The sequence below is a fragment of the Thiorhodovibrio litoralis genome, assembly GCF_033954455.1.
Taxonomy (GTDB): Bacteria; Pseudomonadota; Gammaproteobacteria; order Chromatiales; family Chromatiaceae; genus Thiorhodovibrio; species Thiorhodovibrio litoralis.
On sequence record NZ_CP121473.1, the window covers coordinates 3,285,834 to 3,303,003 of the forward strand.

Annotated in this window: 11 protein-coding genes; all 11 read right to left on the minus strand. The window is 61.3% G+C overall.

All coding sequences use genetic code 11. The features are described from left to right. Positions 1 to 86: 86 nt before the first annotated feature. On the minus strand, positions 87 to 2,171 hold the full coding sequence (locus Thiosp_RS14590; RefSeq protein ID WP_242518415.1) for a transporter substrate-binding domain-containing diguanylate cyclase: 2,085 nt from the start codon (positions 2,169 to 2,171) through the stop codon (positions 87 to 89). A 210-nt stretch (positions 2,172 to 2,381) separates the two neighbouring features. After that, positions 2,382 to 4,208 (minus strand): ABC transporter substrate-binding protein, encoded by a 1,827-nt coding sequence (locus tag Thiosp_RS14595; protein WP_201065347.1) that lies wholly within the window; start codon positions 4,206 to 4,208, stop codon positions 2,382 to 2,384. Further along, positions 4,205 to 4,939, minus strand: a complete 735-nt coding sequence (locus Thiosp_RS14600; RefSeq protein WP_201065345.1) for an MIP/aquaporin family protein — start codon at positions 4,937 to 4,939, stop codon at positions 4,205 to 4,207. The genes Thiosp_RS14595 and Thiosp_RS14600 overlap by 4 nt, the downstream gene beginning before the upstream one ends. A 102-nt stretch (positions 4,940 to 5,041) precedes the next feature. Next, positions 5,042 to 6,730: a glycerol-3-phosphate dehydrogenase/oxidase gene (locus Thiosp_RS14605; RefSeq protein ID WP_201065343.1), complete on the minus strand. Its 1,689-nt coding sequence runs from the start codon at positions 6,728 to 6,730 to the stop codon at positions 5,042 to 5,044. Then, the gene (gene glpK, locus Thiosp_RS14610) at positions 6,730 to 8,241 is read right to left on the minus strand and encodes a glycerol kinase GlpK (RefSeq protein WP_201065340.1); all 1,512 of its coding nucleotides are present in this window, start codon (positions 8,239 to 8,241) and stop codon (positions 6,730 to 6,732) included. Before glpK ends, Thiosp_RS14605 begins: the two co-directional genes overlap by 1 nt. An 89-nt stretch (positions 8,242 to 8,330) precedes the next feature. Next, positions 8,331 to 9,758 carry a hypothetical protein gene (locus Thiosp_RS14615; RefSeq protein WP_201065336.1) on the minus strand — a complete coding sequence of 476 codons (1,428 nt, stop codon included), beginning with the start codon at positions 9,756 to 9,758 and terminating at the stop codon, positions 8,331 to 8,333. 88 nt (positions 9,759 to 9,846) lie between these two features. Continuing rightward, positions 9,847 to 10,122, minus strand: a complete 276-nt coding sequence (locus Thiosp_RS14620) for a hypothetical protein (RefSeq protein WP_201065333.1) — start codon at positions 10,120 to 10,122, stop codon at positions 9,847 to 9,849. 227 nt (positions 10,123 to 10,349) lie between these two features. Further along, on the minus strand, positions 10,350 to 11,750 hold the full coding sequence (locus Thiosp_RS14625; RefSeq protein ID WP_201065328.1) for a TRAP transporter large permease: 1,401 nt from the start codon (positions 11,748 to 11,750) through the stop codon (positions 10,350 to 10,352). Then, a complete protein-coding gene (locus Thiosp_RS14630) occupies positions 11,747 to 12,289 on the minus strand; it encodes a TRAP transporter small permease (protein WP_323697121.1) in 543 nt (180 codons plus the stop codon). The genes Thiosp_RS14625 and Thiosp_RS14630 overlap by 4 nt, the downstream gene beginning before the upstream one ends. A 130-nt stretch (positions 12,290 to 12,419) precedes the next feature. Beyond that, positions 12,420 to 13,469 carry a TRAP transporter substrate-binding protein gene (locus Thiosp_RS14635; RefSeq protein WP_407702716.1) on the minus strand — a complete coding sequence of 350 codons (1,050 nt, stop codon included), beginning with the start codon at positions 13,467 to 13,469 and terminating at the stop codon, positions 12,420 to 12,422. 195 nt (positions 13,470 to 13,664) lie between these two features. Continuing rightward, positions 13,665 to 17,111 carry an acyl-[ACP]--phospholipid O-acyltransferase gene (locus Thiosp_RS14640; protein ID WP_201065323.1) on the minus strand — a complete coding sequence of 1,149 codons (3,447 nt, stop codon included), beginning with the start codon at positions 17,109 to 17,111 and terminating at the stop codon, positions 13,665 to 13,667. Positions 17,112 to 17,170 lie beyond the last annotated feature (59 nt).

A 17,170-nucleotide genomic window follows, 5' to 3' on the forward strand; every position in this document is an offset into this window, starting at 1 on the left:
GTTTCCGCGCCAGCATCATCCGTGCGTGTCTCTGGTTCAAGCTCTGGGCGCGCAGTGCCTCGATCAAGCTTGATTTCCACTTGGCCTCAGGCGGTGCAGACTCGGTCTCTTCCTTCCGCTTTGGCCCGATAAAGGGCGCTGTCTGCGCGTGTGACGAGGGCGTTGATGCCTTCGGATGCGCGGTACTGGGCGACGCCGAAACTCGAGGTAATGGGTCTGCCAATCCCGAAGTCGCTTTCGGCAACGCGCTGTCGCAGTAGCTCGGCCAATTGGGTGGCGGATTCCAGATCGGTTTGTGGACAGAGCATCAGAAACTCCTCACCACCCCAGCGCACGACCAGATCGCAACTCCGGCTTTTGTGAACAAACAATTGCGCGAAGGCGATGAGCACGCGATCGCCAGCATCATGGCCCAGACTATCGTTGATGGTCTTGAAATGGTCGACATCGGCAATGATCAACGACAGCGCACTCTTGTAACGCTCCGCGCGGACAATCTCTTGGGTCATGATCTCAACAAACTTGTGCCGGTTGGCGACTCCGGTCAGTTGGTCGGTGGTCGAGAGCACCTCAAGCTGCCGATTGGCCTCCTGCAGGCGGCGGTTGTAGCCGGACATGACGCGATCACGATAAAACAACAGCAAGCCGATTACGCCAAGCGCGCCGAATATCTTGAACAGCAGCGGGCGATCAAGCTCCTTGACGGTCTCCATTGAGGTCCAGCGCGATACGGCCTGGTCGACCTCTTGCGTAGACAAGGACTCCACGGCTTTACGGTAGATCGACAGCAACAGGGGATCATCGCCGCGCACACCGACTGTTAGCGCATAGCGCTCCTCAAGCTTGCCGGCAATCTTGACGTCGATGAGCTGGTATTTGCGCATCGCATAGCCGATGGTCACGCTGGTGTCGATGAAACCGAATACCCGCCCCTCGCGCACAGCCGCAAGCCCGGTGCGTGGATTCTCCACCTCAATCAGTTGGATGCCAGGGTAGCGACGGCGAAAAATCTCTTCGAGTGCGTGATGGCGAATCATCGCAAAGGTTTTATCGGAAACATCCAGGATGCTATCGATAAAGGGTTGTTCTTGACGGGTGGCGACAACCAGGGGCACATCCAGAAAGGCGGGGGTAAAACTGAGAAAGGACAGGCGCTTGGGCGTCTCAACCGCCGCTGAGAGAAGATCGCAGCGATGCTCGCGGGCGGCTTGCAGCGACTGAGCCCAGGTCGCGGTCGGCAGGATCTCAAGCCGGATATTGAGCCGCTTGGCGAGCGCGTCATGGATGTCCGCAATGATCCCCCAGTAGTGGCCGTCATCGTCTAACTGCTCGTAGGGCATCCATTGCGGGTCGACGCACAGCCGCAGATGGTCCCTGTTGAGGAGATAGCTTCGTTCCTCCGCGTTCAGCGCCACCAGTGGTTCGGGGTCATTACGCGTATTGAGAAACCAGCGTCTCTGGATCGACAAGCGCTCATCTTGCGCAATAGCGGCCAGGCCTTTGTTGAGAATGCTGAGCGCCTCTGGCCAGTCGTTGCGCACGGAGAACACCTGATCCATCGGTTCGCCAAGCCCCGTCGCGACCTCCAGGGAGGGTAGATCGAGACGGTTGGCGGCAAAGAGTGTCGCACCGTTGCCGAAGGTTGCATCGGCCTCGCCGCGGTCCACCGCGAGGATGGTGTCTTCAATGCCGTCGCCAAACATGAGCTTAGCTCCGGCGACACTCCGCGCCAGCTTTTCATCAGCAAGATTGCCACGCTGAATCACCAGGGTCTTGCCGGCCAGATCCTGAGTCGAACGGATGTTTGCCGGGTTGCCACCGGCGACCAGCAGCATCTTGCGCGAGGAGATATAGGGGGTGGAGAAGCTCAGATAGTCTCTGCGCTCATCATGAACGACGCTGCTGCTGAGACCATCGATGCGTCGCTCCTGTGCTGCCTCCAGCATGTCGCTCCAGCGCCCCAGTACCAACTCGAAGTTGGCACCGGTCAGAGCATTGACGTGCTCCAGAATATCGGCATCGTAGCCACGAATGCTGCCATCCGCCGCCGCGATGACATAAGGTTCCCAGCTCGCGTCGGTGCCCAACCGAATGCTCGGATGCTGGCGGAGAAAAGCCTGTTCCGCGTCCGTCAGAACCACCTTGGTGTTAGGCTCTGCAGAGTCGGCCAAGAGCAGCTGCGGGGGCAGCATGAGCGCCGCGCAAAGAAGCGCGGCGACGGCTAGAAGACAGAGGGGGCGCCTGGAGTGGCGGTGCATGTGCATTGTTCGATTTGACTCAGAGGCCGTTCTCAACCGCTTCCGGTATGACATGCGACAGCCTGATTAGGAAGATTCCTCAGTCGCTCAAAGCCAGGGTTGCGGGCGCGGTCCCTGGCCAGTTCATGACAGCCCCTCTTGCCAGCTCGCGAGCAGGTCCGCATAGGCGATGGTGCGACCGGGCGGTTTCTCGTTCGACAGAGCTGGCTTGGGGGCGCCTGGTCGCGCCAGCCAGACCTTGGGATTCTCGGCTGGCCCGATGGCGGGTCCGCAGCGCACATCGGCGTTGGCATGTGCCAGGCGCTCGAGCGTCTCATCTTGAGCTTGGGCCAAGGCATCCATGGTCTCGCGCGGGCTGGCACGGCCGCTCACCGCTTGGCCGATCCGTGTCCACCACAGCTGCGCGAGCAAGGCGTAGTCCGGCACATTGAGGCCGGTCGGCGTCCAGGCCATGCGCGCGGGGCTGCGGTAGAACTCGACCAGTCCGCCCAGGCTTGGCGCCGCATCGCTCATGGCCTGGGATTGCAGATCGCTCTCACGAATCGGGGTGAGTCCCACCAGCGTCTTCTTCAATGACACCGTCTTGCAGACACAGAACTGCGCATAGAGCCAGGCCGCGCGGCGGCGCTCGAGCGGAGTGCCAGCAGGCAAGGTCCAGGCGCCGCAGTCCTGATAGCCCAGCTTCATGCCAGGCTCCCAGTAGGCGCCATGCGGTGAGGGCGCGACGCGCCACTTCGGCGATCCGTCAGCATTCATCACCCGCGAGTCGGCACGCACCATATCGGGGGTGAACGCGGTATACCAGAACACCTGCTGGGCGATATCGCCGCGCGCGGGGACTGGCCCGGCATCGGTAAATGTCATGCTGCGCGCTTCCGGCGGGGCGAAGCGTTCGAGCCAGTCGAGGTAGGTGCGCAAGGCATAGATCGCAGCCGGGCTGTTGGTGGCACCGCCACGGCTGACCGAGGAGCCGACCGGATGGCAGTCTTCGGCGCGGATGCCCCAGTCATCGACCGGGCTGCCGTTGGGCAGACCTTTGTCGCCGACTCCCGCCATCGACAACCAGGCATCGGTAAAGCGCCAGCCGAGCGAGGGGTCGACCTTGGCATAGTCCATGTGGCCATAGACACGCTGGCCATCGAGAGTCTTGACCTGATTGCTGAAGAAGTCGGCGATATCCTCGTAGGCGGACCAATTGAGCGGCACGCCAAGCGGGTAGCCATAGCGCTGCTGGAAAGCCTGTTTCAGATCGTCGCGCTCGAACCAGTCGAGTCGGAACCAGTAGAGGTTCGCGAATTGTTGGTCGGGCAGTTGGTAGACCTTGCCATTCGGGCCGGTGGTAAAGGACAGGCCGATGAAGTCTGGCAGGTCCAGCGTCGGTAAGGTGACTGCAGCACCTTCGCCGCTGATCCAGTCTGAGATCGGCACCACCGCATCATTGCGGCTGTGGGTGCCGATGAAATCAGAGTCGTTGATATAGGCGTCGTAGAGGTTGCGGCCTGAGCGGGTCTGCTGGCGCAAACGCTCGACGAGCTCGCCCTCGTGCAGCAAATCGTGCTGGACGCGGATACCGGTGATCTCGAAGAAGGCGCGTGCGAGGAAGCGCTGCTCGTAGACGTGGGTGGGGATGGTCTCCGAGGCGATATGGATGCGCTGACCGCTGAACGACTTGGCGGCATCGATGAAAAAGGCCATCTCGGCCATCTGCTCGGGTTCGCGCAGGGTCGAGGGTTGGAACTCACCGCGGACCCAGCGCCGCGCTGCGGCGAGGCGCTGAGGCTCGATCTCGCCGAGATGGGCGTCGCGGGCACGCGCTTGCGTTTGGTTTGAGGTTGCTGGCGTGGCTGACGCTTGGTCTGCAGCGGCTAGCGCGCGAAGCGCTGGCCAGGTGGCGAGACCGACGGCAGCAGCGGAGAGCAGTTGCCGGCGCTGGCGATCCGGGCCGTTCATCGAAACTGCACGCTGTTCGGGTCTTGCAGCAACAGATAGAGCCCGGCGGCGAGCGCCGCACCGATCAGTGGCCCGACGACGGGTATCCAGGCATAGCCCCAATCGCTGTCGCCTTTGCCGCCGGGCATCGGCAGCAGGGCATGGATGATGCGTGGCCCCAGATCGCGCGCTGGATTGATTGCGTATCCGGTAGTGCCGCCCAGACTGAGGCCGATGGCGAGCACCAGCAGCCCGACCGGCAAGGCGTCGAGCGCGCCGAGGCCGAACACCGACACAGCGAGAAAGAGCACCGCGAACACCAGCACGAAGGTGCCGATGATCTCTGAGGTCAGGTTCGAGATCGGGTCCCGGATCGCCGGCGCTGTGCAGAAGCAAGCCAGCTTCAGATCCGGATCATCGGTACAGGCGAAGTGCGGCCGGTAGACCAGCCAGACCAGAGCCGCCCCGAGCATGGCGCCGAGGAACTGAGCGGCGACATAGATCGGCACCAGCGCCCAGTCAAACTTGTTGGCGATGGCAAGCCCGATCGAGACCGCGGGATTGATATGCGCGCCGCTAAAGGCCGCCATGGTGAACACGGCGACGAATACGGCCATGCCCCAGCCCCAGGTGATCACGATCCAGCCGGAACCATTGCCTTTGGTGCCAGCGAGCACGACGTTGCCGACCACGCCGTTGCCGAGCAGGATCAGCAGTGCGGTGCCGATGAATTCGGCGAGAAACGGGGTCATGGGCGACTCCTCAGTGGTGTCGATATTTTTTGGTTATCTCTGGCTCGGAGCGGCTGGCATCTTGTTGCGCTGGCTCAGCGGCAACGGGGCAGCGGCATGGGTCTAGGCGGCATCGGTCTCATCTGCATTGAGCATCTGATGGGATTGCGCTGGCGTCACCTGGCAATCCTGGCAGAAATACTCGTCATAGCGTGCCTGAGCCTGATCGCCAAACAGGATCTTGCAGGCCTCCATCAGGCCCTCGGCCTGCTGGATGGTCTGGCGCGATACCACGAGCGCGATCTTCGAGCGTCGGCGCAGGAAGTCCTCAAGCTTGACGATCATCTCCTGGCGCTTGGCGAGCTGGATCTCGCAGCGCAGATAGTCGGTACCTTTGATCAGCACTTCGGCCTGACGCGGGTCCTCGCGGATCTGCGCCAGCAGTTCGAACGCCTGTTGGTCATAGCGGCGCCAGAGTCGGCTGGAGAGCTGCTCGATCGAATCCGACGAGGTGTAGCTGTCGAGATCCATCAGCCGCGCCTGGTGCATGTACTCCTCATACACTGAGCGATGCGGTTCGCCATACCAGCGATAGTCTGCGTGCGGCAGCTCGATACCGAGCTTGACCGCGATCTCCGAGACCTCGTTGCCGACATTGACACAGTCGGTCAGTTTGCCGCCGTAGATCGAGACATGCGCATGTGCCTGGTCGACGTCGATCTCATGTTTGCGCGACAGCTGCATCCAGTCACGTTCACCTTCAGCCTCGTTATCGCTCTTGCGCTTGACCACCAGTGGGCGCACACCGCAGCGCTCGGCGATGATGTCGGCGCGGGTCAGTGGCCGCTCAAGCTCGAGCCGCTTGTTGATATTCTCGAGCACGAAGTCCCGGTCTTCATCGGTCACTTCGGTGAACGGGCTGTCGACCCGGGTGTCGGTGGTGCCAATACAGGTGCGCACGCCCATCGGGATGACAAAGAACAGCCGTCCGTCGTCGGCGAAGAAGGTCAGGATGTGTGGCTGCGGGGTGACCTGCGGCACGATCAGATGGATGCCTTTGGAGAACAGATGCTGATGCTCGGTCTGCTCGCCGCTGCGCTGATTCAGCTCATCGACGAAGGGTCCAGCGGCATTCACCAGGATTTTCGAGCGGATCTGGAAGGACTGGCCGGTCTGGGTATCGCGCGCCTCGGTGATCCAGACTGCGTCTTTGCCCTGGCCCTCGCGCCGCGAGCCCACGGACTCGACATAGTTAGCGGCGATGGCGCCGCGATCCATGGCCGCGCGCACAAACTGGAAGACGAAGCGCGAGTCGTTGTCGTGCAGGTAGGCGTCCGAGTACTCGAAGCCGCCGACCGCCTTACTGGTGTTCACCACCGACTCCTCGCGCTTGATGCCCGCCTTGCTCAGCAAACGCGGGATGCGCGTATAGCCGTTGCCGAACAGCCAGTACACCCAGGTGCCGATCCAAAGGAACCAAGGCGAGAACCGAAAGCCCTTATCGATGGTGGTGAAGAAACGGATCTCCTGCACCCGGCTCGGATAGCTATCGATCAGGTGATTGCGGCTCAGGCACAATTTGCGCACCAGGCCATAGTCGCCGCTCTCCAGGTACTTGATCCCGCCCCAGGCGAGGTTGGACGACTGCTGACTGGTGAAGCCGGCGAAGTCACGCTGATCGATGAGGGCCACGCTCGCGCCCTTTCCTGACAGGGCTGCTGCGGCGACGGCGCCGTTAATGCCGCCGCCGATGATCAGCGCGTCAAAGACTCGGTTTGGGAGCTTGGCGATATTGCTGTCGCGCAAGTGCATCAGTCATCCTCCTTCGCCCAACCCTTCGCCAGTTCCACCGCCCGGTGCCAGCGTTTGAACAGCTTCTCGCGCTTGGCCTGTTCGATGCGCGGTCGATAGCGCACGTCCAGCGCCCACTTCTTGGCAATCTCATCGCGGCTTTCCCAGAAACCAACCGCCAGGCCCGCGAGATAGGCTGAGCCGAGCGCGGTGGTCTCGACGATGCTCGGCACCACGACATTCACGCCCAGGATGTCGGACTGGAACTGCATCAGCACACTGTTCACCGAGGCGCCGCCGTCGCAGCGGAGTTCTTTAAGACGGATGCCGGAGTCGCGCTCCATCGCCTCGATCACATCGCGCGTCTGATAGGCCATACTCTCGAGCACCGCGCGCGCCACATGGCCGCGACTGGTCCCGCGGGTGATGCCGATCAGCAATCCGCGCGCATAGGGGTCCCAATGCGGCGCGCCAAGCCCTACTAGCGCCGGCACAAAGTAGACGTCCTCGTTCTCCGGGACCGAGCGCGCCAACTCGCGGGTTTCCTTGGCGTGGCCAATCATCTGCAACCCATCGCGCAGCCATTGCACCGCCGAGCCCGTGACGAAGATGGCGCCTTCGAGGGCATATTCGACCGGCTCGTCTCCGACGCCCCAGGCGATGGTGGTCAGCAATTTCTCGTTGCTTGGGACCGCCTCGGTGCCGGTGTTCATCAGCACGAAAGAGCCGGTGCCATAGGTGTTCTTGGCCATGCCGCGCTTGTAGCAGGCCTGGCCGAAAAGCGCAGCCTGCTGATCACCGGCGATGCCAGCGATCGGGATGCCGCGGGTGCCGAAGAACATCTGCGGATCGGTCTCGCCGTAGACCTCGGATGAGGGCCTGACCTCCGGTAGCATCTCACCGGGGATGTCGAGTAGCTGCAGCAGCTCCTCATCCCATTGCAGTTCGCGGATGTTGTAGAGCAGGGTGCGCGAGGCGTTGGAATAGTCAGTGATGTGGCGCTTGCCACCGGTGAGGTTATAAACCAGCCACGAATCGATGGTGCCGAAGCAGATCTCGCCGCGCTCAGCACGCTTGCGCAGGCCGGGGGTGTTGTCCAGCATCCACTTAACCTTGGTGCCGGAAAAGTAGGGGTCGATCACCAAGCCGGTCTTCTGCTGGACCATCTCGGTGTGGCCCTGCTCCTTGAGTTCGGCGCAGTAATCGGCGGTGCGGCGATCTTGCCAGACGATGGCCCGCCCGACGGGCTTCCCGCTGGCGCGCTCCCAAAGCACCGCCGTCTCGCGTTGATTGGTGATGCCGATGCCCTGGATGTCGTTCGCGGCGATGCCGCCGACCTTCAGCGCCTCGGCAATCACCTTCATGGTGACCAGGACGATCTCCTCGGCATCGTGCTCCACCCAGCCCGGCTTCGGGTAATGCTGAGTGAATTCCGAATAGGCGCGGCCGCGAATCTGGCCGGCGTGGTCGAACAGCAGCACCGTCGAGCCGGTGGTGCCCTGGTCAATCGAGAGGATCACGCCTTCTTTCATTCGTTGCCTCCGTTAGTGGTTCATGGCCCCGACTGATCGATAATGCGACATCATCCAGACACAACGCACCTCACTCAAACGGCAACGCCCTACTCCGGGCTCTCGCCTAACGTCTGGTAGTACTGCTTGATGTCCTCGCCGATGGTGGCGGTGACCTGGTAAAAAACGTCGTGCTGGATGCGCACTGGGCTATCGTCCGCGCGGTCGGTATGCGCGCAAGTCTCGGCGATCAGCCGGTACAGATAATTCAGCACAAAGCGCGGTTGGCGTAGCCTGTCGAGTGCAGCCAGAATTTCGCGCCTTGGCATGGCATCGTCAAACAGGTTATCCAGCGAATAAGGCTGGCTTGGGTCATCCCGGCAGATGCGCAGGCGGCCTGACATCATGTCGTAGAGTTGCTTGTCGCCCCAGCGGAAGGGATAGATGATCTTCTGCTTGTCGAAGCGCGCCTCGTTCGCCTTCTCGGAGCCGGCCTTGCGCACGGCCTCGTAGAGCTGACGTGGCAGCAGCATTTTGAAGCTGAGATTTGGGTGCAACTGTAGGATGCGGTTGTTCCACAGCGGCCAGACAAAGGCCTCCATGCGATCCCTGTCGCCATTGATCAGCGACGGCTCGTCGATCTTATCCATGACGACCACGATCTGCTGGAAGTCCAGACTCAACACCACGTCGATGAACTTGGTCATGAACAGGCGCCGGCGATCAGCATCGTCGCGCCAGCCTCGGCGCTTCAAGTCCTGGTCTTTCAGATAGCCGGTCGGGATCGGACGCAGCGCACGCTTCACATCCTGGGCACCCCGGGAGCGCACCAGAATTTCGCGCTCTGCGGCGCGCCCAACGGCACCATAAAAGGACTGACAGACAAGAGGAACGACGCCGAGCGTCAGGAGCCCGACCAAGGTCCCTTTGATGCCGCGCCCCATGCGCCGGAATAGGCCCCGCGGCAGCAACCGGCGGTTCATCTCGGCCATGATACGGTTGTAGCGATCCGGCGGACCGCTAACATAGAGCGCCATTAGCATCATCAGATCGTGGCGCTGATAATCCTCAAGCTTATCCAGAGGGAGCCCTGCCTCCTTGAGCTCGGACAGCAGCGCTTCCATACCGCAGACCAGAATGGCGTCGAGATGCTGGGCGAGGCCGAAGTCCTTCAGAGTGACGGCGGTTTCGCGCTTGCGATCCTGGTCGGACTTGCGCTTAAAGGCTTCCAGAAAGCCGTTAAAATCGTCGTAATTGATCAGCAGGATGCGCTCGGGATGTTCCCGATTGAAGTGGGCGATGTTCTTCTCGAGCGCCAGACGCAGCGCGGACTTTCCGCTGCCTTTCACCCCGAAAATCATCGAGGTGCCGCGCCCTGGTGGGTCGCCAAAGAACTTGTCCCACGCCTGATGATTGAACGCGTAACCCGCCTCGTTGACAAGGTCCTCAAACACCTTGTCGTTTTGCGCTTCCTCCTCGATGAAAGGATTGCGCTGAAGCCCATGGGACTTCAGAAATTGAGCCATCGTGATGGACATGGGCCGTGATCTTAGGATTGTTTTAAGGCAAGAATCTGCAACAGTGATGGGTGCTTCACAGTCATCTATGCAGCCATCTACGCAGCCATCAGAGCTTTGAAGAGTGCTCGACCATAATGAAAGCCAGCGCAGCCAGCGAGACGACCAGCATCACAATCTGCGGCACCAGCGACTTGCTCGCGAAGCGGTGCAGTTTATGCTTGAGCTCGCAGATAAAGCTGCCTTCGCGCTCGGCACGCATCCGGCAGACGCGCACCGCAAAACGCGCCATCAGGCGACGCGAGAGATCAAACACCGAGTATAAGAAGACGACCAGCGCTACAACTAACGCCAGCCCAAACAGCCAGTTATCGAGATGTACCATGATGGGATTCAACCGGTTGGGTTGGTGGCCTGCGCCGAAATACGCGTCCCCCGCATCAAGCCGAGGATGGCCGCGGATCTCGATCCGAGCCCAAGCCGAATATCTGGCGCCTATCGTGCCACAGTCGCGCCATGCTGTCTTGCGCGACTCGCGCGCGCAGACGGCGCTGAAGCTTCACCGCATCAGCTACGCACAATGGCAAAACAGAAACCATCGCTGCAAACCTCTCATCGATACCCCTGCAACTGGTCGAGGTACTCGGGAAGGAACAGCGAAATCTGCGGCACATAGGTGATCAGCAGCAGGAAGCCGAGCAGGAGCAGCATCCAGGGCAGCACCGAGCGGATCACCCAGCCGATGGACTCGCCGGTGATGCCGGCGGTGACGAACAGATTGAGCCCGACTGGCGGGGTCAGCATGCCAATCTCCATGTTCACCACCATGATGATGCCGAGATGAATGGGGTCAATGCCCAGTTCCACCGCGATGGGGAACAAAATGGGCGCCATGATCAGCAAAATAGCGGATGGTTCCATGAAGTTGCCCGCCATCAGCAACAGAATGTTCACCACGATCAGGAACATCCAGGGTGCCAGCCCCCAGGCGACGATGGTCTCGGCGATCTGATGCGGAATGCGCTCAGTTGTCAGCACATGGGCAAACAGCATGGCATTGGCAATGATGAACAGCAGCATGATGCTGACGCGGGCGGCGTCCATCACCACCTTGCGCACTTCCGGATCGCGCACGCAGCGCGGGAAGGCTAACGTGACCTGATAGCTGTTGCGCCACAGCATGCGGCCCACACCTTCGCCCGCCTGCCGCCAAGGGATACCCTTGAGCGGCCCCATATCGCGATAGCCAATCACCGCCACCCAAAAAGCATAGACCGCAGAAACCGCGGCGGCTTCGGTCGGGCTCGCGATGCCGCCGTAGATCGACCCGAGCACAATCACAATCAGCAAAATACCGCCCGAGGCGCTAAAGCCGGAGGACAATGCCTCTCTGAACCCAGGCCATGGCTGCGCCGGCAAGTCTTTGATGCGCGCGACAATGTAAATCGCAATCATCAAAATAAGGCCCATCATCAGACCAGGGACAAAGCCGGCCATGAACATGCGCGCGGCAGAGACTTCAGTCGCCGCCGCATAAACCAGCATCACGATGGAGGGCGGGATCAGAATCCCCAGCGTGCCGGCATTGGTGATGACCCCCGCAGCAAAGCTCTTGGGATAACCGGATTTCACCATGCCGACGATCACAATGCTGCCAATGGCAGCGACCGTGGCTGGAGAAGAGCCCGACACTGCGGCAAAGAGCATGCAGGCCAGCACCGAGGCCATCGCCAGGCCCCCGCGAATATGCCCGACCGCCGCCACGGCAAAGCGGATCAACCGCTTGGCCACGCCACCAGTGGACAGAAACTGCGAGGAGAGAATAAAAAACGGGATAGCCAGCAGGGTGTAGTGCGCCGACAGGGACTCCAACAGCTTGAGCGCAATCGACGCCAGCGAATCGCTCGAGAACAGAAGGATGGTGACAATGCTCGAGAAGCCCAGCGCCAAGGCGATCGGCATGCCGATCAGCAGGCAACCGAACAGCAGCAGAAAAAGTGCAACCGTGGTCATGCGCCCTGCCCTGCCACTTGATTCTGGCCTGCTTGATGCTGGCCCGCTTGTTTCTGGCTCACCTGATTCCGGATCGCCGCAGCCAGTTCCAGGCTGTCCTCGGCCTCGTCATGATGACCAAAACCAGTTGTCTCGCCGCGCGCGATCTTCCAGAACAGTATCAGCAGCCGCACGGACAACATGCCAAATCCGACCACCAGAATGCCATCCGCCACCCAGGTTGGTACCGGGATGTCTTCGAGCTCAATGCCTATTTTTTGCATCTTGGCCAGATAGATCCAGCCACCGTAGATGAACAGTCCGCAGTAAACCAGTGCCAGAGTCACGGCAACCAGGCTCAAGAGGCGTTGCGCCAGCGGCGGCAGCAGACGCACAAAAAAATCTACTGCAATATGCGCACCCACCTTGAGCCCATAGGACACCCCAAAAAGCACGAACCAAGCCGAGAGATAGAGCGTGCCCTCCTGGCCCCAAGTCAAGCCGGTACTGAAGCCGTAGCGCAGCACCACCTCGAAGAACACCAGCAACGTCATGGTCACCAGCAACAGGGCGATGACCGCTTCCTCGAGTTGATTCAGGAGACGAAGAAGTGCACGCAATTTGGATCACCTTGTCAGTGCGCCGACAGGAAACCTCGGGGCCGCGCACGCGGCCCCGGTCACGCAGGAATCAGTCAGCCTGATTCGCGCTATAAGCCTCTTCGATCAACTCGGCACCAATTTCTTCCTCAAACTGGCCCCAGACGGGCTTCATCACCTCCACCCACTGAGCACGTTCCTTTGGTGTCAGCTCGATGATCTCGGAGCGACCAGACTCGGCGATTTTCTGCTTGTCTTCCACCGCCTTGTCACGCGCGATCTGGTTGCCGTAGACCAGGGCCTCGTCGAGCGCAGCCTTGACCTGCTCGCGCACATCATCCGGCAAGCCACTCCAGAACTCATCGGAAGTCACCACCATATAGTCAAGCAGCCCGTGGTTGGACTCGGTGATATAGGGTTGAACCTCGTAGAATTTCTTGGAGTAGATGTTCGACCAGGTATTTTCCTGTCCGTCGATGGCCTTGGTCTGCAACAGGGTAAAGACCTCAGAGAAGGGCTTTTTAATGGGCGCGGCATCAACGGCCTTGAACTGCATTTCGAGCACTTCGGAGGCCATGATGCGGAACTTCAGCCCCGACGCATCCTCCGGCACCCGCAACGGCGTGCTGGCCGAGAGTTGCTTCATACCATTGTGCAGATAGCCAAGGCCGAGCAGCCCCTTGTCTGACATCGCCGAGAGCATGGCTTGGCCATCCTCGCTCTGCTGAAAGCGATCAACCGCGTCCAGATCCTGGAACAAGAAAGGCAGATCATAGAGCGCCAGCACGTCGGTGTAGCGGCTGAACTTCGACAGCGCCGGAGCGGCCATCTGCACGTCTCCGAGCAACATCGCCTCGAGCACCTTGTCATCACCGAACAACTGGGAGTTCGGATAGACCTCAACCACCACTTGATCGCCGAGCTTTTCCTCCACCAGCGCCTTGAACTTATTGGCCATTTTTCCCTTGGGCGTATTCTCCGCCACCACATGGGCAAACTTGATCACGATGGGGTCGTCCGCGGCGCTCGCGATGAAAGCACTAAACACCATTGCGGCGCCGACCATGAAGGCCAAAATGCGCGCTGCGGAAAGCCCGCGACCGCCTGAGCGGTCGGCGTGTAAAAGGGTTCGTGTGTTCATATGTCTAACCTCACTCATCTTGGAAAAACCATACCTGGGCTTTGCGCCCATGTCACTTTCACTTGCTGGCTCGGGTAGGCTCGCTCGCTGGCCGGCTTAAGCCCACTCGACCAGCGCACGCTATCGTGCCATCGCCATCTTATCCCAAATCCGCAACCTGGCAGATCGTGCAGCCAGACCGGTCGGTCCAAAACCTCAGGCGGCCAGCGCCAGCCGCCGTGCGGCACCGAAATCTGTCTTGCCGCTGCCCAGCTTGGGGATGGCCTCAACCCGCAGGATCTCGGACGGGATCGCCAGCGGATTCACACCCGCCTTGAGCAGCTCGCCGCGCAGGGCCTCAGTGTCGATGTCCTCAGCTACCAGCAGCAGAATGCGCTCGCCCTTGCGCTCATCGGGCAGATTGATGGCCACCAGTTCGAGCTCGGCCTGTCCGAGCGCGCGGCGCACCTGCTCCTCCACCGCGCTCAGGCTGATCATCTCCCCGCCCAGTTTCGCAAAGCGCGAGTAGCGATCGACAATGGTCAGGAAGCCGTCGGTATCCAGGTGGCCTTTGTCGCCGGTCTTGTACCAGCGCAAGCCGTCAAGCTCAACCACAGCCGCGGCGGTTTTCTCCGGATCGGCGAGATAGCCCTTCATCACCTGCACGCCGCCGATCAGAATCAGACCGTCCTCGCCCGGCGGCAGCGGCTCGAGTGTCTGCGGATCAACCACCCGGAAGCTGGTGCCGGGCAACGGCAGACCAACGGTCCCCGGGCGCGCGCCGGTCTGAATCTTCCAACTGCCGGTGTCGATCGCATCCGGCACATTCACGCTGGCTACCGGGGTGGTCTCGGTGGCGCCATAGCCCTCGTAGATGGATCGGTGGAATTTGAGCTCGAAGGCATCGCGCACATCCGGGCTCAGCCGCTCGGCACCGGCGACCACCACGCGCAGGGATTGGAGCATCAGCGGATGAATGCGCTTGTTGCGGGTGTATAGCCGCAGAAAGGTCGAGGTGCTGCACAGCACGGTGACCCGGTAGCGCGCGATGGCCTTGGCACTGCCGACCGCATCGGTCGGGTCGGGATGGCAGACCATGGGCACGCCCTCAAGCAGCGGCATGAAGGTGGTCGCGGTCAGCCCGAAGGCGTGGAACAGCGGCAGATTGGACAGCACCACATCGCTGCGCTCGGTGTTGAGCACATCGGCAATCTGGCGCGCGTTGGCGCGAATGTTCCGGTGGGTGAGTTCAATGCCTTTCGGCCGCCCCTCACTGCCACTTGAAAAGAGAATCGCCGCAGTGCTGTCCGCAGAGGTCACGCGGCCAAAGAGCGCGAGCAACGCCCGCGCCGGCAGCAGACTGGCAAGCACCAGCATGCCGAGTGCCGAGAGCTTGCCAATCCCGGCGCGCATGTCCTCAAGCGCATGGAAACGCACACCCGGCATGGCCGCGCGCGGGTCAATGCCGCGCTGCCCGAGCTTGCGCAGGAAGCGCTCCGCGGTGATCACATCCGCGATGCCGGCCTGCTCGGCGGCTGCCCGCAGCGCCTCCTGGCTCGCGGTGTAGTTGAGATTGACGACAGTTCTGCCCGCCACCAGCGCGGCCAGATTCGCGATGGCCCCGGCACTGCTCGCCGGCAGCAGAATCCCCAGCGCGGGCTCCGATCCCAAGCGCCGGATGCGCGCCGCAAAAAGCATCACCGCGGTGATCACCCGCCGGTTGGACAGACGCGCATCGGTCGAGTCGATGATGGCCGTCGCGCCCAGCTCGCGCTTTGCCGCCCGCAGCCATGTCATCGGAAGCGGTTCGAAGCTCTCGACATAACTGCGCCAGGAGGTCACCGACAGCTCAAACACCGCCTGCTTCACCTGCTCCGCCGTGGCGGTCAGCGGCAACGGTGTGCCGAAGGCGACAACAACCTCGTGCGTGCGTCCCTCGCGGCGATCGGACTTCAGCTTAGTGCTGGCATAGGAGAACGCACTGCCCCAGAGCCCGCGCTGATAGAACGGCAGGATGACCCCATGCTGCGCGGCCCCAGCCGCGCGCTCAAAGCCGCGCTTGAACTCATTGAGTTGCCCGGTCTTGCTCAGTGTCCCCTCCGGGAACAGGCAGACCACCTCGCCCGCGTCGAGCAGATCGCTCACCGCCGCGATCGCCTGGCGGCTGGCCCCGCGCGAGATCGGCACCACGCCGAAGAAATCCAGAAACCGGCGCAGATACCAGCGCTCATAGAGGTTGCGCTCCATCACGAAATGCACCGGGCGCGGACTGGCCATCTGCACCATGGCCCAGTCGATCCAGCTCACATGGTTGCCTAGCAACAGCACCCCGCCCTGCGCCGGGAGATTCTTCAGGCCGATCACATGGAGCCGGTAGCGGGTCTCGATCACACGCGCGATCAGGAAGCGCACCAGAGACTGCGGCAGCTGATAAATGGTGTAGACGGCGCCAAGGGTCGCGACCACGGCCAGCCCCAGCAGAAGCACCAGACTGCCGAGTTGCAGATAAGCCGCGGCGACCGTGAGGCCGAGAAACGCGAGCATCGCCAGGTTCTGCACGAAATTATTCGCCGCCAGCACCCGCCCAAGCCCGTGCTCGCCGGCGTTGAACTGAATGAGCGCATTGAGCGGCACCAGGAAAAGCCCGCCAAGAAAACCGAGCGCGAAGAAATTCAGCCCATGGGCCAGCGCCGAGTTCAGCCCCGGCAGCAGATAGAGCGACACTGCGATGCCAATGGCGCCGATGGGGATGAGCGCGGTCTCGATATGATGGCGCGATACCCGCCCGGCCAGATAGGAGCCGAGGATAATGCCAATCCCGGAGCAAGCCAGCAGCCCCTGGATCACCACCGTATTGGTCTCCCCCAGCGTCTCCTTGGCAAAGGCCGGAAACACCGCCAACACCACCTGGGAGATCGACCAAAACACCGCCAGGCCGACAATCGACAGCCAGATGACCTGATTGCCCCAGGCCGCGCCCAGATTGTCGCGCAGATAGCGCCCGCCGAGATAGGCACCCCAGTCGAACCCAAGCGCATTGCCCGTGGCCTTTTGCGGCAACCGGTAGGCCATGAAGAGCTCGGCCAGTGAGCAGGCCACAAGCACCCAGCCGAGCGGTGCGATCAGATGCATCACCGCGCCGGGATCGGCATGCGTCTGCCCAGCGAGCCGCCCCTCAAACAGGATGGAAAAGAAAAAAATACCGGCAAGAATCGCCGTGGTGGTGGTCGCCTGCACCCAGCCATTGGCCTCGGCCAGCGCCTCCTTGCCCACCAACTCTTTGATATAACCGTACTTGGCCGGCGAGTAAAAAGCACTCTGGGCCGCGAGCAGAAAGGTCATCGCAAAAGCGGCGACAAACCAGCCCATGTAATAAAACAGCGTGATCGCCAGGGTGCAGCCCACCGCCACCCAGGCACTGATGCGCATCACCTTCTGCTTCGCGAAGCGGTCCGCGATGAAGCCAGAGGGCGTAAATAACAGCACAAAAGGCAGCAGAATAAGCGCATTGACAATGGCCGTCAGCGCAATCTGCGTATCCCCGTCGTAGGTCTTGAACAGGGTGTTTTGAATGATGATCTTATGCCCGAGATCGACAAAGGCATTCAGGAAGATCATCACCACATAAGAAAAAAAGCCACCAATGCGAAATAAGCGACCCATGTTCAAGCTCCAGTGCGGGCAAGAGACTGTCCATCAGAAGACACCGTTCTGCCCTGATG